The 19,734-nt window shown below is 74.1% G+C and carries 21 protein-coding genes; 12 read left to right on the forward strand and 9 right to left on the reverse strand.

Annotated elements, in window-relative coordinates; translation table 11 throughout:
* Window positions 1-32: 32 nt before the first annotated feature.
* The 3 genes from PKE99_RS09235 (at window position 33) to PKE99_RS09245 (ending at window position 2,585) form a co-directional block, all read left to right on the forward strand.
* Window positions 33-845 (forward strand): alpha/beta fold hydrolase, encoded by an 813-nt coding sequence (locus PKE99_RS09235; RefSeq protein WP_037041217.1) that lies wholly within the window; start codon window positions 33-35, stop codon window positions 843-845.
* Between the two features lie 97 nt (window positions 846-942).
* Window positions 943-1,329 (forward strand): YciI family protein, encoded by a 387-nt coding sequence (locus PKE99_RS09240; protein WP_037041219.1) that lies wholly within the window; start codon window positions 943-945, stop codon window positions 1,327-1,329.
* A gap of 2 nt (window positions 1,330-1,331) precedes the next feature.
* Window positions 1,332-2,585 (forward strand): RNA polymerase sigma factor, encoded by a 1,254-nt coding sequence (locus tag PKE99_RS09245; RefSeq protein ID WP_037041221.1) that lies wholly within the window; start codon window positions 1,332-1,334, stop codon window positions 2,583-2,585.
* Window positions 2,586-2,595: 10 nt separating this feature from the next.
* Here the strand turns inward: PKE99_RS09245 and PKE99_RS09250 are convergent, their stop codons facing one another.
* On the reverse strand, window positions 2,596-3,309 hold the full coding sequence (locus PKE99_RS09250) for a FadR/GntR family transcriptional regulator (RefSeq protein WP_037041730.1): 714 nt from the start codon (window positions 3,307-3,309) through the stop codon (window positions 2,596-2,598).
* Between the two features lie 117 nt (window positions 3,310-3,426).
* Between PKE99_RS09250 and PKE99_RS09255 the strand changes: the two genes are divergently transcribed.
* From PKE99_RS09255 to PKE99_RS09265, 3 genes are read left to right on the forward strand one after another with little or no spacing between them, the layout of a single operon-like run.
* Window positions 3,427-4,230: a (Fe-S)-binding protein gene (locus tag PKE99_RS09255; RefSeq protein WP_081923797.1), complete on the forward strand. Its 804-nt coding sequence runs from the start codon at window positions 3,427-3,429 to the stop codon at window positions 4,228-4,230.
* A complete protein-coding gene (locus PKE99_RS09260; RefSeq protein WP_037041223.1) occupies window positions 4,227-5,717 on the forward strand; it encodes a LutB/LldF family L-lactate oxidation iron-sulfur protein in 1,491 nt (496 codons plus the stop codon). Before PKE99_RS09255 ends, PKE99_RS09260 begins: the two co-directional genes overlap by 4 nt.
* The gene (locus PKE99_RS09265) at window positions 5,714-6,322 is read left to right on the forward strand and encodes a LutC/YkgG family protein (RefSeq protein ID WP_037041734.1); all 609 of its coding nucleotides are present in this window, start codon (window positions 5,714-5,716) and stop codon (window positions 6,320-6,322) included. Before PKE99_RS09260 ends, PKE99_RS09265 begins: the two co-directional genes overlap by 4 nt.
* A 48-nt stretch (window positions 6,323-6,370) precedes the next feature.
* Here PKE99_RS09265 and PKE99_RS09270 read toward each other — a convergent pair whose 3' ends face one another.
* The 3 genes from PKE99_RS09270 to PKE99_RS09280 form a co-directional block, all read right to left on the reverse strand.
* Window positions 6,371-6,994, reverse strand: coding sequence for a CoA transferase subunit B (locus PKE99_RS09270; RefSeq protein ID WP_037041225.1), 624 nt, complete (start codon window positions 6,992-6,994; stop codon window positions 6,371-6,373).
* On the reverse strand, window positions 6,991-7,737 hold the full coding sequence (locus PKE99_RS09275) for a CoA transferase subunit A (protein ID WP_037041226.1): 747 nt from the start codon (window positions 7,735-7,737) through the stop codon (window positions 6,991-6,993). Before PKE99_RS09275 ends, PKE99_RS09270 begins: the two co-directional genes overlap by 4 nt.
* 106 nt (window positions 7,738-7,843) lie before the next feature.
* Entirely contained in the window at window positions 7,844-8,494 is a 651-nt protein-coding gene (locus PKE99_RS09280; protein WP_037041736.1) for an HAD hydrolase-like protein, read from the reverse strand.
* 61 nt (window positions 8,495-8,555) lie between these two features.
* Here PKE99_RS09280 and PKE99_RS09285 point away from each other — a divergent pair, with 61 nt between their 5' ends.
* The 4 genes from PKE99_RS09285 (at window position 8,556) to PKE99_RS09300 (ending at window position 12,551) form a co-directional block, all read left to right on the forward strand.
* Entirely contained in the window at window positions 8,556-9,695 is a 1,140-nt protein-coding gene (locus PKE99_RS09285) for a lyase family protein (protein ID WP_037041229.1), read from the forward strand.
* Window positions 9,692-10,495, forward strand: a complete 804-nt coding sequence (locus PKE99_RS09290) for an IclR family transcriptional regulator domain-containing protein (protein WP_037041231.1) — start codon at window positions 9,692-9,694, stop codon at window positions 10,493-10,495. Before PKE99_RS09285 ends, PKE99_RS09290 begins: the two co-directional genes overlap by 4 nt.
* Before the next feature lie 66 nt (window positions 10,496-10,561).
* Window positions 10,562-11,458 carry an LLM class flavin-dependent oxidoreductase gene (locus PKE99_RS09295; RefSeq protein WP_051736839.1) on the forward strand — a complete coding sequence of 299 codons (897 nt, stop codon included), beginning with the start codon at window positions 10,562-10,564 and terminating at the stop codon, window positions 11,456-11,458.
* Window positions 11,459-11,498: 40 nt separating this feature from the next.
* Entirely contained in the window at window positions 11,499-12,551 is a 1,053-nt protein-coding gene (locus PKE99_RS09300) for a winged helix DNA-binding domain-containing protein (protein WP_051736840.1), read from the forward strand.
* A gap of 88 nt (window positions 12,552-12,639) precedes the next feature.
* On the opposite strand, the gene PKE99_RS09305 is transcribed toward PKE99_RS09300, so the two are convergent.
* Complete coding sequence (locus PKE99_RS09305) at window positions 12,640-12,861, reverse strand: hypothetical protein (protein ID WP_037041234.1); 222 nt, start codon at window positions 12,859-12,861, stop codon at window positions 12,640-12,642.
* Between the two features lie 86 nt (window positions 12,862-12,947).
* On the opposite strand from PKE99_RS09305, the gene PKE99_RS09310 reads away from it, so the two are divergent.
* Window positions 12,948-13,910, forward strand: coding sequence for a helix-turn-helix domain-containing protein (locus tag PKE99_RS09310; protein WP_037041740.1), 963 nt, complete (start codon window positions 12,948-12,950; stop codon window positions 13,908-13,910).
* A gap of 176 nt (window positions 13,911-14,086) precedes the next feature.
* Window positions 14,087-15,451 carry an FAD-dependent oxidoreductase gene (locus PKE99_RS09315; RefSeq protein WP_037041741.1) on the forward strand — a complete coding sequence of 455 codons (1,365 nt, stop codon included), beginning with the start codon at window positions 14,087-14,089 and terminating at the stop codon, window positions 15,449-15,451.
* Here PKE99_RS09315 and PKE99_RS09320 read toward each other — a convergent pair.
* The 4 genes from PKE99_RS09320 to qcrC form a co-directional block, all read right to left on the reverse strand.
* Entirely contained in the window at window positions 15,448-15,735 is a 288-nt protein-coding gene (locus tag PKE99_RS09320; RefSeq protein WP_037041235.1) for a hypothetical protein, read from the reverse strand. The genes PKE99_RS09315 and PKE99_RS09320 overlap by 4 nt on opposite strands.
* A 327-nt stretch (window positions 15,736-16,062) precedes the next feature.
* Complete coding sequence (qcrB, locus tag PKE99_RS09325; protein WP_037041238.1) at window positions 16,063-17,760, reverse strand: cytochrome bc1 complex cytochrome b subunit; 1,698 nt, start codon at window positions 17,758-17,760, stop codon at window positions 16,063-16,065.
* Entirely contained in the window at window positions 17,757-18,878 is a 1,122-nt protein-coding gene (qcrA, locus tag PKE99_RS09330) for a cytochrome bc1 complex Rieske iron-sulfur subunit (protein ID WP_037041240.1), read from the reverse strand. Before qcrA ends, qcrB begins: the two co-directional genes overlap by 4 nt.
* Window positions 18,875-19,729: a cytochrome bc1 complex diheme cytochrome c subunit gene (gene qcrC / locus PKE99_RS09335; RefSeq protein WP_037041242.1), complete on the reverse strand. Its 855-nt coding sequence runs from the start codon at window positions 19,727-19,729 to the stop codon at window positions 18,875-18,877. Before qcrC ends, qcrA begins: the two co-directional genes overlap by 4 nt.
* Window positions 19,730-19,734: the final 5 nt, after the last annotated feature.

Consider the following 19,734-nt stretch of genomic DNA (forward strand, 5'->3'; position numbering starts at 1 on the left):
AACCGCATCGAAAACCTTACCCGGAGGCGGACATGCTGCAGACCCGGAAGGGCGTGACCGGCGGGACCGTGGCGTACGAGCGCGTCGGCAACGGGCCGGCCGTGGTCCTCACCCACGGCACGCCGTCCTCGTCGGTGCTGTGGCGGGACGTCGTGCCGGCGCTCGCCACGGACCACACGGTCTACCTGTGGGACCTGCCCGGCTACGGGCGCTCGACGACCGCGCCCGGCGTGCGCCCGTCGGTCGCCCTGCACGCCCGGACCCTCGCGGAGCTGGTCGACGCCTGGGGTCTGCGGGATCCCGTGCTCGTCGGGCACGACATCGGTGCCGCGACCGTCCTGCGGGCGCACCTGCACCACCGGGTTCCCGCGCGCGCCCTCGCCCTGCTCGACGCCGCCGTCCTGCCGCCGTGGACCACCCCGGTCGCGCAGCACATCCAGGCGCACCTCGACGTCTACCGCACCATGCCCGGGCACGTGTTCCACGAGCTCATCCGCGCCCACCTCGCCACGGCCACGCACCGCCCGCTCGACGCGTCGACCGAGCGCGCCTACCTCGAGCCCTACGCCGGCGAGGCCGGGCAGCAGCGCTACCTGGACCAGGTCGAGGGCTTCGACGAGGCCGACACCCGGGACGTGGTCGCGGCCCTGGGCGAGGTCGTCGCGCCGACGCTCGTGCTGTGGGGCGAGCACGACCGCTGGCTGCCGGCCGACTCCGCCGACCGGCTGGCCGCGGCGATCCCGGGCTCCCGCCGTGTCGTCGTCCCCGAGGCGGGTCACTTCCTTCCGGAGGACGACCCCGAGACCACCGCTGTGGAGCTGGGCCGGTTCTTGCAGGATGTGTGACACAGGTCACCCACGGCAGGATGTCGAGCGCGGACCTCCCGCTCCGTACGTGCTCACGACGGACGCCCGCCGGGCGCCGCCGACGAGAGGAGACGTCGTGAAGTACCTGATCATCATGCAGGTCGACCCCGCCGTGCTGGAGAGCCTGACCGAGGCCCAGGGCCGCGAGATCGGGACCGGGCACGGCCGCTTCATGGAGGAGATCACCCGCACCGGGGAGCTGATCGGCACGCAGGCCCTGGCCGACCCGTCGCGCAGTGCGGTCGTGTCCGTCCGTGACGGCGCGACGACCGTGACCGACGGCCCGTTCGTCGAGGCCAAGGAGTACATGGGCGGCTTCTACCTGGTCGACGTCGAGACCCCGGAGCGGGCGTACGAGCTGGCCGCCAAGATCCCCGACGCCGCGATCGAGGGGCTCGCGATCGAGGTGCGCCCGGTCGTCTTCACCGCGGGTTTCGGCCTGAGCGAGCCCGAGGCCTCCTGACGATGGTCGACCGCGCGCTCGAGGACCTGCTGCGCCGCTGTGCGCCGCAGGTCCTCGGCGTGCTCGTGTCCCGCTTCCGGCAGTTCGACCTGTGCGAGGACGCGGTGCAGGAGGCCCTCCTCGCGGCGTCGACCGCGTGGCCGGAGAGCGGCGTCCCGGAGGAGCCGGTCGGGTGGCTGGTCACCGTCGCCCGCCGCCGGCTGACCGACCTGTGGCGCAGCGACAGCGCGCGGCGCCGCCGGGAGGAGGCCGCGGCCGTCGATCCCGCCGAGGCCGTCGAGCTCGAGGCCCCGGCCGTCGACGACAGCCTCGAGATGCTGCTGCTCTGCGTGCACCCGGACCTCACCGAGGCGAGCCGGATCGCGTTGACGCTGCGCGCCGTCGGCGGGCTGACGACCGCGGAGATCGCCCGCGCGTTCCTGGTCCCCGAGGCGACGATGGCCCAGCGGATCAGCCGGGCGAAGGCGACGATCGAGGCCGGCGGCGCCGTGTTCACCCTGCCCGCCGACGCGCGCACCGAGCGGCTGGCCGCCGCGCTGCACGTCCTCTACCTGATCTTCAACGAGGGGTACACGGCCAGCGCCGGCACCGGCCTCACCCGGGTCGACCTCTCCGCCGAGGCGATCCGGCTGACCCGGATGCTGCACCGCCTCCTGCCCGCCGACGGCGAGGTGGCCGGCCTGCTCGTCCTCATGCTCCTGACCGACGCCCGGCGGCAGGCCCGCACGGACGCCGACGGCCGCATGGTCCCCCTCGCCGAGCAGGACCGGAGCCGGTGGGACCACGCCGCGATCGACGAGGCCGTCGGGCTGCTCGAACGCACGCTCGCCCGCCGCGAGGTCGGGCCGTACCAGCTGCAGGCGGCGATCGCGGCCGTCCATGCCGAGGCGCCCACGGACGCCGACACCGACTGGCGGCAGATCGAGATCCTCTACCGGCTGCTCGAGGAGTGCACGGACAATCCGGTGGTCACGCTGAACCGGGCGGTCGCCGTCGGGATGGCGTACGGGCCCGAGCGGGGGCTGGAGGTGCTGGACCGGGTGGCCGACGACAAGCGCCTGGCCCGCCACCACCGGCCCGACGCCGTCCGCGCCCACCTGTTGGACCGGCTCGGGGACCACGAGGGGGCGCGGGAGCACTTCCGGCGGGCCGCCCGCGCGACCCTCAACCTCGCCGAGAAGCACTACCTCGAGGACCGGGCCCGGCGGGCGGGATCGGCCGCCACCTCGCCGCCCGACGACGACCCGGGCACCTGATCGGCCGACGTCAGGGCAGGCGGCGGTGGAAGGCGCGGATGTGCGCCTCCATCCGCTCGGCGGCCTGCACGGCCTCACCGGCCTCGATCGCGTCGAGGATCCCGCGGTGCTCGCGGCGCAGCTGCGCGCGCAGGCCGGGCCAGTCCTCCTCGGCCCGCATGCCGTCGAGCAGGGCGCCGCGCAGTGACTCGCGGATCGCCGCCGTCAGCTCGCTGACGAGCCGGTTCCCGCCGGATTCGGCGATCGCCACGTGGAAGGCGGTGTCGAGCGGGTTGAACTCCTCGCGCGGGAGGTCGGCGTCCATCGCCGCGAGCGCCTCGCGGAGCCGGGCGAGATCGGCGGGGGAGTGCCGCTCGGCGGCCGACGCGGCACTGGTTCGCTCCAGCATCACCCGCGCGCCGGTGAGGTCCTCGGCCGGGAAGGAGCTCACCGCGAGGTGCATCTTGAGCAGCCGGGACAGGGCCCTCGCCGGTGCCGGCACGATCACGGTGCCGGAGTCGCTGCCCGTGCCCTGCTGCGAGCGGACGACGCCCTGCGCCTGCAGCACCCGCAGCGCCTCGCGCACCGCCTGCCGGCTCGCGCCGAGCATCGACGCGAGCTCCCGCTCCGGGGGCAGCCGGTCGCCCGGGCCGAGCGCCCCCGAGACGAGCTGCTCCTCGATCCGCTCGATCACGAGCTCGTAGGTCGGGACGCGCTGGACCTGGTCCCAGCGTGGTGCCGCCATCTCCACCCCCTCGGTGGACGGGAGCCTAGCGTGCGGGCTAAGGTCCGACCATAGCCCAGTCAGCGCCGGATCCGGGTACGGACCCGGCGCCCAGCTCCGCCCACCACCGGAGGCACCGTGACCGTCGGCCTGCTCGTCACCTGCATGAACGACGCCCTGTTCCCGGACACCGGTCGCGCCGTCGTCACCCTGCTGCGCCGGCTGGGCGTCGAGGTCGACTTCCCGGCCGCGCAGACCTGTTGCGGCCAGCCCATGGTCAACACCGGCTACCTCGACGAGGCCGTGCCGCTGCTGCGCCGGCACCTGGAGGCCTTCGCGGGGTACGAGGCCGTCGTGGTGCCGTCGGGCTCGTGCGCGGGCTCGGTGCGCCACCAGCACCGCCTGGTGGCCGAGCGCTCCGGCGACCCGGGACTGGTGCGCGCCGTCGAGCAGGCCGCGCCGGTGTACGAGCTGTCGGAGTACCTGGTCGACGTCCTGGGAGTGGTCGACGTCGGGGCCTACTTCCCGCACCGGGTCACCTACCACCCGACCTGCCACTCGCTGCGGATGCTGGGCGTGGGCGACCGCCCCACCCGGCTGCTGCAGGCCGTGCGCGGGCTGCGGCTCGTCGAGCTGCCGGCGGCCACGGAGTGCTGCGGGTTCGGCGGGACCTTCGCGGTGAAGAACTCCGAGACCTCGATCGCGATGGGCGCGGACAAGGCGCGGCACGTGCGCGAGTCGGGCGCCGAGGTGCTGGTCGCGGGGGACAACTCCTGCCTGACGCACATAGGCGGCCTGCTCTCCCGCGAGCGGTCGGGCGTGCGGGTGATGCACCTCGCGGAGGTGCTGGCCGCGACCGAGCCCGTGATCGAGGAAGCGCCCCGGGAGGCCGACCGCACCTCCGCGGGCAGTGCGGCCCTCACGGCCGGAGGTGCCCGGTGAGCGCCACCTTCCTCGGCACGCCCGCCTTCCCGACCGCGGCCCGCGCCGCCCTGGCCGACACGCAGCTCCGGCGCAACCTCGCGCACGCGACCGGCACGATCCGGGCCAAGCGGGCCGCCGTCGTCGGCGAGGTCGACGAGTGGGAGCGGCTGCGGCTCGCCGGTGCCGCGCTGAAGGACCGGACGCTCCGGCACCTCGACACCTACCTCGTACAGCTGGAGGAGTCGCTGACCCGGGCCGGCGCGACCGTGCACTGGGCGCGCGACGCCGCCGAGGCCAACCGGATCGTCGTCGACATCGCCCGCGTCCACGGGACGGACGAGGTCGTCAAGGTCAAGTCCATGGCGACGGCGGAGATCGGGCTCAACGAGGCCCTCGAGGCCGCCGGGATCCACGCCTGGGAGACCGACCTGGCCGAGCTGATCGTGCAGCTCGGCGAGGACCTGCCCAGCCACATCCTGGTGCCGGCGATCCACCGCAACCGCTCCGAGGTCCGCGAGATCTTCCTGCGCGAGATGGGCCGGCACGGGAAGGCCGCGCCCCGCGACCTCACCGACACCCCGGCCGAGCTCGCCGCCGCCGCCCGGGCCCACCTGCGGGAGAAGTTCCTGCGTGCCAAGGTCGCGGTGTCCGGCGCCAACTTCGCGGTCGCGGAGACCGGCACGCTGGCCGTGGTCGAGAGCGAGGGCAACGGCCGGATGTGCCTGACCCTGCCCGAGGTGCTGGTCAGCGTGGTGGGCATCGAGAAGCTCGTGCCCACGTGGGCGGACCTCGACGTCTTCCTGCAGCTGCTCCCGCGCAGCTCCACCGGCGAGCGGATGAACCCGTACACCTCGATGTGGACCGGCGTGACGCCCGGCGACGGGCCGCAGGAGGTCCACGTCGTGCTGCTCGACAACGGGCGGACCGACGTGCTCGCCGACGAGGTCGGCCGGCAGGCGCTGCGCTGCATCCGGTGCTCGGCGTGCCTCAACGTCTGCCCGGTCTACGAGCGCACCGGCGGCCACAGCTACGGCTCGGTCTACCCGGGGCCGATCGGGGCGATCCTCACGCCGATGCTGCGCGGGGTCGGGCACGACACCCAGCTCGACTCGCTGCCCTACGCGTCGAGCCTGTGCGGGGCGTGCTTCGAGGTGTGCCCGGTGCGGATCGACATCCCCGAGGTGCTGGTGCACCTGCGCACGAAGGTGGTCGACGCCCACCGCGGCGAGCCGAAGGTGCAGAACCTGGCGATGAAGGCGGCGTCGTGGGCGTTGTCCGACGCCCGCCGGACCGCCGCGGCGGAGAAGGTGTCCGGCGCCGTCGGACGGGTCCTGCGCGGCACGAAGCGCCGCGCGCCGGGTGGCCGCGGCGTGCTCGGCGCGCTGCCCGGGCCGGCCGCGGCCTGGTCCGACGCGCGGGACGTGCCGGTGCCCGCGCCGGAGTCGTTCCGGGCGTGGTGGGCGCGGACGGACGGCGGGCGCCGCGGGAACGGGGGAGCGAAGTGAGCGCGCGCGACGAGATCCTGGGGCGGGTGCGCACGGCGCTGCGGGACGTCCCGGGCACCGAGACCCCGGCCGACGTCGCCGTGGACCGGCCGGAGCCGCGGCCGACCACGCACGAGGACGTCGAGCTGTTCGCCGAGCGGGTGGCCGACTACAAGGCGACGGTGGTCCGCTGCACGCCCGAGGACCTGCCGACGCACCTGGCCGCGGCCCTGGAGGGTGTCCCGCGCCTGCTGGCGCCCGCGGACCTGCCGGAGGACCTGCGCCCGGCCGACGCGATCCTCGACGAGCAGCTGACGACCGCCGAGCTCGACACCGTCGACGGCGTGCTGACCACGGCCGCGCTGGGCATCGCCGAGACGGGGACGATCGTGCTGGACCACGGGCCGGGGCAGGGCCGACGTGCCGCGACCCTCGTGCCCGACCGGCACGTGTGCGTGGTGCGGACGGACCAGGTGGTCGCCGACGTCGCCGCCGCCGTGGCCCGCCTCGAGCCCACCCGGCCGCTGACCTGGATCAGCGGGCCCAGTGCGACCAGCGACATCGAGCTGGACCGGGTCGAGGGCGTGCACGGCCCCCGCACCCTGATCGTCCTGCTGGTCGGCTGAGCGTCGTGAGTGGCGATAGTCGCTATGGCGACTATCGCCACTCACGGGTCACAGGAGGGGGGCGCCGGTCTTCTCGCGGACCTCGTCCTCGGACACGCCGAAGGTCTCGACCAGGCGCAGGCCCTCGTCGGTCACGTCGATCACGGCGAGGTCGGTGACGATCCGGTTCACGCAGCCCACGCCGGTGAGCGGCAGGGTGCACTGCTCGACGATCTTGGGCGAGCCGTCCTTGGAGACGTGGTCCATCATCACGATGACCTTCTTGGCCCCGTGCACGAGGTCCATCGCCCCGCCCATCCCCTTGATCATCTTGCCGGGGATGGCCCAGTTGGCGAGGTCGCCGCCGACGCTGACCTGCATCGCGCCGAGGACGGCGACGTCGACCTTGCCGCCGCGGATCATCGAGAAGCTGTCCGACGAGCCGAAGTAGCTCGCGCCGGGCAGGACCGTGACGGTCTCCTTGCCGGCGTTGATCAGGTCCGGGTCGACCTCGTCGTCCGTCGGGTAGGGGCCCACGCCGAGGATGCCGTTCTCGCTGTGCAGCACCACGGTCCGGGTGCCCGGGATGTGGTCGGGCACCAGCGTGGGCATGCCGATGCCGAGGTTGACGTACGAGCCGTCGGGCAGCTCGTCGGCCACCCGCTTCGCGAGCTGGTCCCTGGTCAGACTCACTTCTGCACCGTCCTGAACTCGACCGGCTTCTCGGCGTCGGGCACGTGCACGACGCGCTGGACGTGGATGCCGGGGGTGTGCACCGCGTCGGGGTCGATCTCGCCGGGCTCGACGAGGTGCTCGACCTGCGCGATGGTGACCCGGCCCGCGGCGGCGCAGTCCGGGTTGAAGTTGCGGGCGCTGCGCCGGTAGACGAGGTTGCCGTGCCGGTCGCCCTTCCAGGCGTGGACCAGCGCGTAGTCCGGGGCGATGGCGCGCTCGAGCACGTAGCGCACGCCGTCGAACTCGCGGACCTCCTTCGGCGGGGACTTCACCGCGACCGTGCCGTCCGCCGCGTAGCGCCACGGCAGGCCGCCGTCGCTCACCAGCGTGCCGACGCCGGCGGGGGTGAAGAAGGCCGGGATCCCGGCCCCGCCCGCGCGCAGCCGCTCGGCGAGCGTGCCCTGCGGGGTCAGCTCCAGCTCGAGCTCGCCGGCGAGGTACTGCCGGGCGAACTCCTTGTTGTTGCCGACGTAGGAGCCGATCGTCCGGCGGATCCGGCCCGCGGAGAGGAGGGTGCCGAGGCCGAAGCCGTCCACGCCCAGGTTGTTGCTGATCGTCTCGAGGTCCGTCGCGCCCTGCTCGAGCAGGGCCGCGATCAGCGCGGTCGGGACGCCGGACATGCCGAAGCCTCCGACGGCCAGGGACGCGCCGTCCCCGATGTCGGCGACCGCTTCGCGCGCCGACGCCACCACCTTGTCCATGCGGGGCACCGTACCTGCCGTTCGCATCTCGCACAAGAGTTCGTATCGCGAACATTGACGAGCAGGGTGTGGCGAGGGTCGCCGGGACGACCCCCACCAGCCTGATTCAGAGAACGGCGGCCTGCAGGTCGGGGACGGAGTCGTAGACCGCGATCGCGCCGGCGGTGTCGAGCTCGCCGGGCTCCGCGTAGCCCCAGCCCGCGCCGAGGCAGGAGATCCCGTGCCGGCCCGAGCCGACGACGTCGTGCAGCCGGTCGCCGACCATGATCGTCTCCTCGGGGGCGGGGGAGCCGAGCCGGCGCAGCGCCTCCTCGACCACGGCGGCCTTGCTCGGGCGCTGCGCGTCGACCGTGTCGCCGGTGATCGCGGCGAACAGCTCGGTCCAGCCCTGGTTGGCGAGGATCTCGCGGGCGGCGGGCTCGGCCTTGCTCGTCGCCAGCCCGAGCCGCACGTCGGCGGCCACGAGGGCGCGCAGCAGGTCTTCGATGCCCGGGTACGGGGTGGACTTGAGCAGGCCGCTCTCGCGGTACAGCGGCCGGTACAGCGCGAGGATCTTCTCGGCATTCTCCGCCCCGACGAGCGGCGGCAGCGACTCGTAGAGCGGCGGGCCGAGCAGGTGGGGGCCGATGACGGTGTCGTCCCACGGCACGCCGACCTGGTCGAAGGCGGTCCGGAGGGTCCCGAGGATGCCCGGGGCGGAGTCGACGAGGGTGCCGTCGAGGTCGAGGAGCACGGTGCGGTAACGGGGGCGGGTCACCGGGCCATTGTCCCCGAGCGAGCCCCTGACCATTCCGGGCGCATGCCGTACGGTCGTGCGCATGACGAACACGGGGTTGCTCGCGCCGCTCTCCGGCACCGACGCCGTCGCCGCGCACCTCGGCGACACCGCGTGGCTGCGCGCGCTGCTCGACGCCGAGGTCGCCCTCTCCCGCGCCGCCGCACGCTACGCCCTCGTCCGGCCCGACGACGCGGAGGAGGTCGCCGCCGCGGCCGACCGGCTGGCCGCGGACCCGGACGTGCCGGGTGAGCTGGCCGCCGCGGCCGTCGAGGGCGGCAACCCGGTGATCCCGCTGGTCCGCCTGCTCCGCAAGGCGGCGGACGGGGCGAGCGGCGCGGTCCACCCCGGCGCGACCAGCCAGGACGTCATGGACACGGCGCTGGTGCTGCTCGTCCACCGCGCCGCACCGACCGTGCTGACCGACCTCCGCGCCGCCGCCGACGCCGCCGCCCGGCTCGCCGGCGCGCACCGCGACACCCCGACCGTCGCCCGCACCCTCGGCCAGCAGGCCCTGCCGACGACCTTCGGGCTCGTCGCCGCGGGCTGGGCCGCCGGGCTCGACGCCGCCGCCCGCGAGCTGGCCGTCCGGGTCGACGCCCTGCCCGTCCAGTTCGGCGGCGCGGCCGGCACCCTCGCCGCCTCCCACCCGCACGGGCCCGCGGTCGCCGACGCGGTCGCCGACCTGCTCGGGCTCGCTCCACAGGGTGTCCCGTGGCACACCGAGCGCACCCGGATCGGCACGCTGGCCGCGGCCCTCGGCGTGGCCGCGGGGGCGTGCGCGAAGCCGGCGACGGACGTGGTGCTGCTGTCGCAGACCGAGGTCGGCGAGGTCTCGGAGGCGGCGCCGGGCGACTCGTCGTCCATGCCGCACAAGCGGAACCCGATCGCGGCGATCACCGCACGGGCGTCGGCCCGCCGGGCCCCCGGGCTGGTCGCGACGCTGCTCGCCGCGATGGACCACGAGCACCAGCGCGCGGCCGGGGCCTGGCACGCGGAGTGGGGCACACTCACCGACCTGCTCGCGGTCACCAGCGGTGCGGCCGCCCGGCTGCACACCAGCCTGGAGGGCCTGCAGGTGCACCCGGAGGCCATGCGCCGCAACCTCGCCCTGACGACCGACGGCGAGCCGGACACCGGCCACGCCGGCGAGCTCGTCGACCGCATCCTGGAGGCCCGGTGAACGCGCCCGAGAAGCACGGTGCGAACCAGACCGACCACGCCGTCCGCGCCGAGCACGTCCAGTCGCTCGCCCGCGGGCTGTCGGTGATCAAGGCGTTCAACGGGGCGCACCCGGCGCAGACCCTGTCGGACGTCGCGCGCGCCACCGGCCTGACCCGCGCCGCCGCCCGTCGCTTCCTGCTCACGCTCGTCGAGCTCGGCTACGTCCGCACGGACGGGCGGTTCTTCGCGCTGACCCCTCGGGTGCTGGAGCTGGGCTATTCCTACCTCTCGGCGCTGTCGCTGCCCGAGCTCGCCTCCCCGCACCTGGAGGAGCTCGTCGAGACGGTGCACGAGTCCGCCTCCGTCTCCGTGCTCGACGGCGGCGACGTCGTCTACGTCGCCCGGGTCGCCACCGCGCGCATCATGGCCGTGTCGATCACGGTCGGCACGCGGTTCCCCGCCTACGCCACCTCGATGGGCCGGGTCCTGCTCGCCGCCCTCCCGCCAGCCGAGCTCGACGCGCGGCTGGGTGCCCTCGAGCCGCTGACGGACCGCACCGTGGCCGACCGGGACACCCTGCGGGACGTCCTCGGCGACGTCCGCGCCGCCGGTTACTGCCTCGTCGACCAGGAGCTGGAGGACGGGCTGCGGTCGGTCGCGGTGCCGATCCGGGACGCGGCGGGCACCGTGGTCGCGGCCGCCAACGTCAGCACGCACGCCCTGCGCAACAGCACCGCCTGGCTGCGCGACGAGGCCCTCCCGCACCTGCGGGCCTGCGCCGCCGCCGTCGAGGCGGACCTGAAGGGGCTGCGGGGGTGACCCCGCCGGGCGTCCGGGCGCGGCCCGTGCTGCGATGGTGGCCCTGAGACCGAGCGAGGGGGACCCGTGGCCGAGCGACCGATCGTGCTGGGCGTGCAGCCGTGCGGCGAGAGCGCCGATCCGGGGCGACTCCTGGAGCGGGTCACGCTGACGGCCCGGGGCGTCGACGTGCTGTTCCTCGTGGATCCCCCCGAGCCGGTCGCCGGCCCCGCACCGCTCGACGCGCTCGCGATCGCCACCCGGGTGGCGCCCGGCGTGCCCGGCACCGGGCTGGTGCCGCAGGTGCCCGTGACCGGCGGCGATCCCGTCGCCCTGCACGACGCCGTGGCCGCGCTCGACGCCGCCTCGCTCGGCCGGGCCGGGTGGGAGGCCGTGGTGACGGCCCCGGTCGCGCCCACCCCGTCCGGGGAGCTGTGGGCCGAGGCCGCGGAGGTCGTCGAGGTGGCGCACCGGCTGCGAGCCGGCGGCGGGACCGGGTTCAGCGGGGAGTTCGTGCAGGTGCAGGGCCGGATCCCCGTGCCGCGGTCGCCGCAGGGCGAGCCCGTCGTCGTGGTCCGCGCCGACGCGCCCGAGGCGCTGACGGTCGCGGCGCGCAGCGCCGACGTCGTGCGGATCTCCGCCGGCACGGTCGCCGAGGCGGCGATGCGCCGGCTGGACGTCGAGGGTGCGGCCGCCGAGGCCGGGCGCGACCCGGGGACGCTGCGCGTGCTGGTCGACGTCGGGGTCGGCACGGGGGACGGGCTCCACCACTCCGGCTCGGCCGGGCTCGCGTCGCTCGCCCGCGAGCTCGCCGGGGCCGGCGCCGACGGGGTCGTGTTCCTCCCCGCCCGGCCGCGCGGGCTGGAGAAGGTGGCCGACGACGTCGTCCCGCTGCTGCGGGCGCACCGGACCCCGCTGCGCACCCTGCGCGAGCGCTTCGGCCTGGCGATCCCCGCCGCCGGGCTCGCCGTCTCCCCGGGCTGAACCTCCCGTTCCGTCGGTCCCGGATGGCACGCTGCCCGGCGTGGGGGAACGGGAGCTGTCCTGGGGTGAGCTGAACCGCGCGCTGCTGGCGCGGCAGCTCCTGCTGGAGCGGGCGGCGATCGGGCCGGTCCGCGCCGTCGAGCGGGTGGGCGGGCTGCAGACCCAGTACGCGCCGTCGGGCTACGTCGGGCTGTGGTCCCGGTTGCGGGAGTTCCGCCGCGAGGACCTCACCGCGGCGCTGACCGGGCGCCGGATCGTCCAGGCGTGGGTCATGCGCTGCACCATCCACATGGTCTCGGCGGCCGACCTCGCGCCGCTCACCGAGGCGGTGCGCGAGCCGCGGCGCCGGTGGTGGCTGCGCGCGCAGAAGGAGGCCGCGGGCCTGGACATGCCCGCCGTCGTCGCCGCCGTCCGCGGGTACCTGGCGGAGGGCCCGCGCAAGCAGGCCGAGATCGTCGCGCTGCTCGCGGCGGACGGGTTCCCCAAGGTCGCCTTCCAGGGCGTCCAGCTGTGGCTCGACCTCGTGCGGGTGCCGCCCGCCGGGACCTGGGAGTCGCCGCGCGCGCACGTGTACGGGCTGGCCGAGGACTGGGTGCCCGCGAGCGGGGCCGACCGCGCCCGCGGCGAGGAGCTGCTGGCCGAGCGCTACCTGCGCGGGTTCGGGCCGGCGTCGGCACAGGACCTCGCGCGGTACGCCGGCTGGACGATCACCGAGGCACGGGCCGTGCTGGCGAGGATCGAGACCCGGCGGTTCCGCGACCCGGCGGGCGGCGAGCTCGTCGACCTGCCGCGGCTGCCGATCCCGGCGGCGGACACGCCCGCGCCCGTGCGGTTCCTCTCGACCTTCGACGCGGTCCTGCTGCTCGGGCACGCGACGCGCGCCGGCATCCTGCCGCCGGAGCACCGGGAGAAGGTGTTCGCCACGCGGATGCCGCAGTCCACGCCGACCTTCCTGGTCGACGGCCGGGTGGCCGGCACCTGGCGGTTCACCGACGGGCGGGTGCTGCCGGCGCCGTTCTCTGAGCTGCCCGCCGCGGCGGCGCGGGAGGTCGCGGAGGAGGCGGAGCGGCTCACGGAGTTCCACGGGGCCTGAACACGCGGCCCGAGCACGCGGCCCGAGCACGCGGCCCGAGCACACCGACGGGCTGGCCCCGGTCGGGGCCGGCCCGTCGGGCGGGAATCTAGATGCGCAGCCGTGTCTCGATGTCGGCCGGTGAGTCGGGCAGGGCCCGCAGCTCGGCGACCAGGCGTTCCCGGTCGCGGTCGGCCGGCAGCATCCCGGCGAACGGCGCCGCGGGGCGGAACTGGGCCAGGCGGAAGCGGCGGCGGCCGTCCCGGTGGGCGCGGACGAGGCTCCACCCGAGGACGACGAGGGCGGCGAGGACGAGGATCGATGCGGTCATGGCAGGAAGTTTGCTCCGCATCAGTTCCTGCCAGAAGTGGCAGAGAAGACACCCTACGCAAAGATGCCGCCAGTATGCTGTCGCGCATGCTGCGCAGTGTCGCCGTGCTGGTCATGCCCGAGCTCGCCGTGTTCGAGTTCGGGGTGCTGTGCGAGGTGTTCGGCATGGACCGCTCCGACGACGGCCTGCCCGTCCTCGAGTACCGCGTCTGCGGGGTGGAGGCCGGGAAGCCGGTCAGCACCACCGGGGGCGTGCAGGTCGTGCCCGAGCACGGCCTCGAGGGGCTCCAGGGCGCCGACCTGGTCGCCGTGCCCGCCACCCGCCTGCGGCAGTTCCCGGAGGCGGCGCTCCAGGCCCTGCGGGACGCGGAGGCGGCCGGCGCCATCCTGCTGACCGTCTGCTCCGGCGTGTTCGTGCTGGCCGAGGCCGGGCTGCTCGACGGGCGCAAGGTCACCGCCCACTGGCACAGCGTCGACGAGCTGCGCGAGCGGTACCCGACGGTCGAGGTGGACCCGGACGTGCTCTACGTCGACGACGGCAACCTCATCACCAGCGCGGGTACGGCGGCCGGCATCGACGCCTGCCTGCACCTGGTCCGCCGCGAGCTCGGCAGCGCCGTCGTGAACGGCATCGCGCGCCGCATGGTGGTGCCGCCGCAGCGCGAGGGCGGGCAGCGGCAGTTCATCGACCGGCCCGTGCCCGAGTGCTCGGCCGACTCGCTCGGGCCGCTGCTGGACTGGATGCTCACCCATCTCGACGTCGAGCACACGGTCGCGGACCTGGCGAAGCGCGCGACGATGTCCGAGCGGACCTTCGCGCGCCGCTTCGTGAACGAGACCGGCACGACCCCGCTGCGCTGGCTGACCCGGCAGCGCGTGCTGCACGCCCGGCGCCTGCTCGAGGACACCGACCTCTCCGTCGACGCCGTGGCCACCCGCTGCGGGTTCGGCAGCGGCACCCTGCTGCGGCACCATTTCCGCAAGGTCGTCGGCGTCGCGCCGGCGGACTACCGGCGGGTCTTCCGCAGCAGCGAGGAGCTCGCCGGCTGACCACCCGGCCGGACGCGTGACGGATCTCACGCGCCAGGCCTGCCGGGCGGGCGATACTGAGCCGGACAGACGCGCATTCCCACCACCTGCGCCCCGGTCACCACCGGTCGTCGGCAGCCGCCGGCCGCCGGAGGACCCCGTCGACCGGGGGCGCGCGAGGAGCAGTGACGCCCGAGATGCCCGCGCAACCGAGAGTGGCGGTGGTCGGGGCCGGCCCGTCCGGCCTGTACGCCGCGGCCGCCCTGCTGGCCTCCGAGGTCCCCGTCGACGTCGACGTGCTCGACCGGCTGCCCGCCCCGTACGGCCTGGTCCGCTACGGCGTCGCCCCGGACCACGTGAAGATGAAGTCGGTCATCCGGGTGCTGCAGAAGCCGTTCGACGACGGCTCCCGCGTCCGGTTCCTCGGCAACGTCCGCGTCGGTGAGGGCGGCATCCCGCTCGACGTCCTCCGCGAGCACTACCACGCGATCGTCCACGCCTCGGGCAGCTCGGTGGACCGCGCCCTGGGCATCCCGGGGGAGGAGCTCGACGGCAGCCACGGCTCCGGCGCCTTCGTGAGCTGGTACTGCGGACACCCGGACTTCGTCGACCTCGACCCGCTGCTCGACCACCCCGGCGTCGTCGTGGTGGGGGCGGGGAACGTCGCGCTCGACGTCGCCCGCGTGCTCGCCCGCGGGCACGCCGAGATGGCCGGGACGGACGTGCCGGACCGGGTGCTGGAGACCCTGCGCGGCAGTGCGGTCGCCGACGTCCACGTGGTGATCCGGCGCGGGCCGGAGCACGTCAAGTTCACCCCGGCGGAGCTGCGGCAGATCGGCGAGCTCGACGACGTGCAGGTGCTGGTGCACGACGACGGCGTCCTGGCCGCGGGCGTCCCGGAACCCGAGGAGCGCCGGCAGAAGCAGAACCTCGCGCTGCTCACCGAGTGGACGGCGCACACCCCCGGCGACGCGCCCCGGCGCATCCACCTGCACTTCCTGCGCACGCCCGTGCGGCTGCTGGAGGAGGGCGGCCGGGTGGCCGGCATGGTCGTCGAGCGCAACGAGGTGCGGGACGGGAAGGTCGTCGGGACCGGCGAGGAGGAGACGCTCGAGGCCGGGCTGGTCGTCCGGGCGATCGGGTACTCGGGCGAGCCGATCCCGGGCCTGCCCTACGACGCGCGCAACGGGATCGTGCCCAACGACGCCGGCCGGGTCGTCGACGGCGACCGGCCGGTGCCCGGCGCCTACGTGACCGGCTGGATCAAGCGCGGCCCCACCGGCGTGATCGGCACGAACAAGCACGACGCCGTGGAGACCGTCGCCTCGCTGCTCGACGACCTCCACACGCTCCCGGACCCCGAGTACCCGGACCCGGACTCCGTCGTCGAGCGGCTGGAGGCCTACGGCATCGAGCCGGTCACCTGGTCCGACTGGGGACGGCTCGACGCCGAGGAGCTGCGCCTGGGGGAGGCCCGCGGCGGCGCCGAGCGGGTCAAGGTCGCCGAGCTGGGCGAGATGCTCGCCGCCGCCCGGGGCCGGACCGGCGCCCCGGCCTCCTAGTAGGGGTCGACGGACTCGACGCTCGGCAGGGCGCGGAGGCGGGTCGCGAACTCCGCGGCCTCCTCCGCGGTCATGCTGACCGAGCAGGTGAGCTCGCTGCAGCCGACGCCCTCGCGGACGTCGACCGCCATCTCCTTGACGAGGCCGCCGCAGGCGCGCAGCTCGGCGGCGACCAGCAGGACGCCGTCCATGCCGTGCGTGGTGACGATCGTGTGGCGGCGCAGGATGCGGCAGCCGGCGGTGCCGGTGCGGATGTCGCTGGGCCGGTCGATGGTGATGCTCATGGGACGTGCTCCGGGGGTGCGTTCGTGAAGCTGCTGGGAACGCGAGCCAGGTCTCGGCAGGGTTCTCGGCTTGGGGAGGGCGGGGCGAGAGGTCCCGCGGGGGCGCGACGGCAGCCTGGCTCAGCCGACGCGCTGGGCTACTACGAGCCCTGCGCGCGCGGCGAGAAGGATCGCTGCGAGTCGCACGTCGGCCACGTTAGCAGCCGCGCGTGGCGCGTGACACCTGGCCTCCCGGACAGGGTGATCCGCGGGAGGCGGCCCGAGAACGGGAGAAGGGGCCCCGCGGTGCGGGACCCCTTCTCCGTGTCGCTCAGGACGTGCGGACCGTCAGTCGGTCTGGTCCTTCGGCCGCCCCGCGTCGGGCCGGCCGGCCAGCTCCAGCTCCTCCGCCGCCCGGGCGCGCCGGTCGCGCTCCTCGAGCTCGCGGTGGTGGTTGTCGGCGCGGGCCTGCTCGAGGGCCACCGTCTCCTCGACGGGGTCCGGGCCGAGCAGCGAGCCCGCGACCGGCGTACCGGCCGAGCCCAGCTGGTTCATCCGCTTGGGCACCGGGGCGCCCTGGTACTCCAGCGGGACCGGGTGGCCGTGGCCGTCGACGCCCGCCAGCGGCTGGTGGACCTCGATGAACTCGCCGTGCGGCAGCCGCCGGATGATGCCCGTCTCGATGCCGTGCTCCAGGACCGCCCGGTCGCTCTTCTGCAGGCCGATGCAGATCCGGTACGTCACCCAGTAGGCGATCGGCGGGATCACCAGGAGCCCGATGCGGCCCGCCCACGTGGTCGCGTTGAGCGAGACGTGGAAGAAGTAGGCGATCCAGTCGTTGACGCCCGAGAGCACCAGCCAGACGTAGAACGTGATGCCCATGACGCCCAGCGACGTGCGGACGGGGACGTCACGCGGGCGCTGGAGCAGGTTGTGCAGGGCGTTGTCGCCGGTCATCTTGCGCTCGAGGGCCGGGTAGATGCCCGCCACCACGAACAGCACCGGGAGGAACGCCACCGTGGCCCAGAAGGCCGCCGGGATGGTGTAGCGGCCGAACAGGTAGATCTCCCACGGCGGGAAGATGCGCGCCATGCCCTCGGAGAACAGCATGTACCAGTCGGGCTGCGACCCGGCGGAGACGTGCGAGGGGTCGTAGGGGCCGAGGTTCCAGATCGGGTTGATCTGGAAGATGCCGGCCATGATCCCGATGACGCCGACGACGATCGCGAAGAACGCGCCGCCCTTGGCCGCGAACGCCGGGAGGATCCGGACGCCGACGACGTTGGTCTCCTTGCGGCCGGGGCCGGGAAACTGGGTGTGCTTCTGGTACCAGACCAGCGCCAGGTGCACGCCGATCAGCGCGAGCAGGATGCCCGGGAAGATCAGCACGTGGACGATGTAGAGCCGCGGGATGATCTCCATGCCCGGGAACTCGCCGCCGAAGAGCAGCCAGTGCGCCCAGGTGCCGATCAGCGGGATCGACATGATGAAGCCCGAGGCGATGCGCAGGCCGATGCCGGACAGCAGGTCGTCCGGTAGCGAGTAGCCGGTGAAGCCCTCGAGCATGCCCAGCAGGATCAGGACCAGGCCGATGATCCAGTTCGTCTCACGCGGCTTGCGGAACGCGCCGGTGAAGAAGATCCGGAACATGTGCGCGACCATCGAGGCGACGAACAGCAGCGCCGCCCAGTGGTGGACCTGCCGCACGAACAGGCCGCCGCGGACCTCCAGGGAGATCTCGACGGCGCTCTCGTACGCCCGCGACATGTGGATGCCGCGCAGGTTGTCGAACGGGCCGTTGTAGACGACCTCGGTCATCGACGGGTCGAAGAACAGCCCGAGGTAGATGCCCGAGAGCAGCAGGACGATGAAGCTGTAGAGCGCGACCTCGCCCAGCATGAACGACCAGTGCGTGGGGAAGACCTTGTTGAACTGCTTCCGCAGCCCGGCGGCGGGGTGGTACCGCTCGTCGAGCTCGTCGAGCGCGGCGGCGGCCTTGCTCTTCGGGCCACCGGACTTGGTGACGGGTGTGGTGATGGCGCTCATGGCCTCCGCTCCCAGAATGCCGGTCCGACGGGCTCGATGAAGTCGCTCCGTGCCACGAAGTAACCCTCACTGTCCACGGTAATGGGCAGCTGGGGCAATGCGCGCGTCGCGGGACCGAAGACCGGCCGCGCGTACTCGGTCGCGAGGAACTGCGACTGGTGGCACGGGCACAGGATGCGGTTGTCCTGCGCCTGGTAGAGCGACGTCGGGCAGCCCAGGTGGGTGCACACCTTCGAGAAGGCGTAGTAGTCGCCGAAGTGGAAGTTCTCCTGGCCCTGGCGCTTGATCGTCTCGGTGCCGGGGCGGAGCCGGATGAGCATGACCGGCGTGTCCGAGGCGCGCTGCGCGTGCAGCAGCTCCTCCTCGTTGCCGCGTTCCGACTCGCGGTAGGGGAACACCGTCTCCATGGAGCCGGGCTCCATGTCCTCGGGGCGGACCCGGGAGATCTCGCCGAGGATGCCCGTGTCGCGGCGCAGGTAGACGGTCTCGTCGCCCTTCGGGGCCCACGGGGTGACCCACAGGGCCGCCTGGTCGCCGCCCTTCCACGGGTTGCGGATGAGCGGGCCGAGGGCCGCGATGCCGAGGCCGATGCCGAAGATGCCGGCCGCGGCACCCGCGGAGCGGGTGATCAGCTTGCGCCGGGCGATGTCCGTCGACTTCCCGGCGGACGCGAGCTGCGCCATGATCGTCCTGCGGTCGACCTCGTCCGAGCGGCCGTCGTGCCGCTGCTGGACCGAGACCTCCTCGGGGAAGAACTTCCGCACGTAGGCGATGACGCCGATGCCCAGCGCGAGGACGGTGAACCCGAACAGGAAGCCGATCGCCGGGTTGTACGAGGCGTACCAGCCGTACCCGGGGGCACCGGGGGCGACGTACTCATGCGGCCAGGCGATGAAGGCGACGATGAAGCCCAGGGCCGAGAGCGCCGACAGGATGAACCAGGCCGCGACGGTGCGCTCGGCGCGCTTCTCGGCGCGGGTGCCCCTGACCGGCCACTTCGGCGCGTTGTGGACGACCTCGACGTCGTCGAGGGTCCCGGCCAGCCGCGCCAACTCCTCCTGGCTCATCCCCTCGAGCTCCTCCGGGGAGGGGCGGCCGGGGGTGTCGGTGGCGCTCAATTCTTCGCTCCCAACCACATTGCGAAACCGATGACAGCGGTCAGGCCGACGACGAAGATGACCACGCCCTCGGTCGTCGGGCCGAGGCCCCCGAGGTCGTAACCGCCCACCTGGTTGCTGCCGTTGGTGACGGACTTGACGTACGCGATGATGTCCCGCTTCTCCTCCGACGTGAGCTGCCGGTCACCGAACTTCGGCATGTTCTGCGGGCCCGTGAGCATCGCGGTGTAGATCTGCTCCTCGGTGGGCGTGGCCAGCGACGGGGCGTACTTCCCCGACGACAGTGCGCCGCCGACACCGGTGAAGTTGTGGCACGAGGCGCAGTTCAGGCGGAACAGCTGGCCGCCGCGGGCCGGGTCGTCGCCGCGGAGGGCGGCGCCGGTCTGCGCCGGGGTCTCCGGGCCGCCGCCGTTGGCCTGGACGTAGGCGCCGAGGGCGTCGAGGTTCGCCCGGCCCTCCTCGGTGTCCGGGTCGAACTGCGGCAGCGGGGGCTTGCGGCCGGCCTGGGCCTCCTGGCGGGCCAGCGGCATGCGGCCGGAGGAGACCTGGAAGTAGACGGCGGCGTCGCCGACGCCGATCAGGCTGGGGCCGCGCTCCGCGACGCCCTGCAGGTTGGAGCCGTGGCAGGTGATGCAGGCGGCGTTGTACAGCTCCTGGCCCTTGGCCACCAGGGCGGCGTCGGGCTGGGCGATCGCCTGGTTCTGCTCGGCGTTCGGGGCGAACAACGTGTACCCGCCGCCGACCGCCAGCAGGGCGACGCCGATCGCGAGGAGACCGGCGAACTTCCGCCGCATCTTGCCGTGCGGCCGCCGCTTCCGGGGCGCGGGTGGTGTGGTGGTCTCGGTGGTCATCGTCG

The organism is Pseudonocardia halophobica, from assembly GCF_027922425.1.
Classification (GTDB): Bacteria; Actinomycetota; Actinomycetes; order Mycobacteriales; family Pseudonocardiaceae; genus Pseudonocardia; species Pseudonocardia halophobica.

What these genes read in the sequence shown, in the direction of transcription:
- PKE99_RS09235 (WP_037041217.1), top strand. Translation starts at nt 33, where the DNA reads ATGCTGCAGACCCGGAAGGGCGTGACCGGCGGGACCGTGGCGTACGAG.
- PKE99_RS09245 (WP_037041221.1), top strand. Translation starts at nt 1,332, where the DNA reads ATGGTCGACCGCGCGCTCGAGGACCTGCTGCGCCGCTGTGCGCCGCAG.
- PKE99_RS09250 (WP_037041730.1), bottom strand. Translation starts at nt 3,309, where the DNA reads ATGGCGGCACCACGCTGGGACCAGGTCCAGCGCGTCCCGACCTACGAG.
- PKE99_RS09275 (WP_037041226.1), bottom strand. Translation starts at nt 7,737, where the DNA reads ATGGACAAGGTGGTGGCGTCGGCGCGCGAAGCGGTCGCCGACATCGGG.
- PKE99_RS09285 (WP_037041229.1), top strand. Translation starts at nt 8,556, where the DNA reads ATGACGAACACGGGGTTGCTCGCGCCGCTCTCCGGCACCGACGCCGTC.
- PKE99_RS09305 (WP_037041234.1), bottom strand. Translation starts at nt 12,861, where the DNA reads ATGACCGCATCGATCCTCGTCCTCGCCGCCCTCGTCGTCCTCGGGTGG.
- PKE99_RS09310 (WP_037041740.1), top strand. Translation starts at nt 12,948, where the DNA reads ATGCTGCGCAGTGTCGCCGTGCTGGTCATGCCCGAGCTCGCCGTGTTC.
- PKE99_RS09315 (WP_037041741.1), top strand. Translation starts at nt 14,087, where the DNA reads ATGCCCGCGCAACCGAGAGTGGCGGTGGTCGGGGCCGGCCCGTCCGGC.
- PKE99_RS09320 (WP_037041235.1), bottom strand. Translation starts at nt 15,735, where the DNA reads ATGAGCATCACCATCGACCGGCCCAGCGACATCCGCACCGGCACCGCC.
- qcrB (WP_037041238.1), bottom strand. Translation starts at nt 17,760, where the DNA reads ATGAGCGCCATCACCACACCCGTCACCAAGTCCGGTGGCCCGAAGAGC.
- qcrC (WP_037041242.1), bottom strand. Translation starts at nt 19,729, where the DNA reads ATGACCACCGAGACCACCACACCACCCGCGCCCCGGAAGCGGCGGCCG.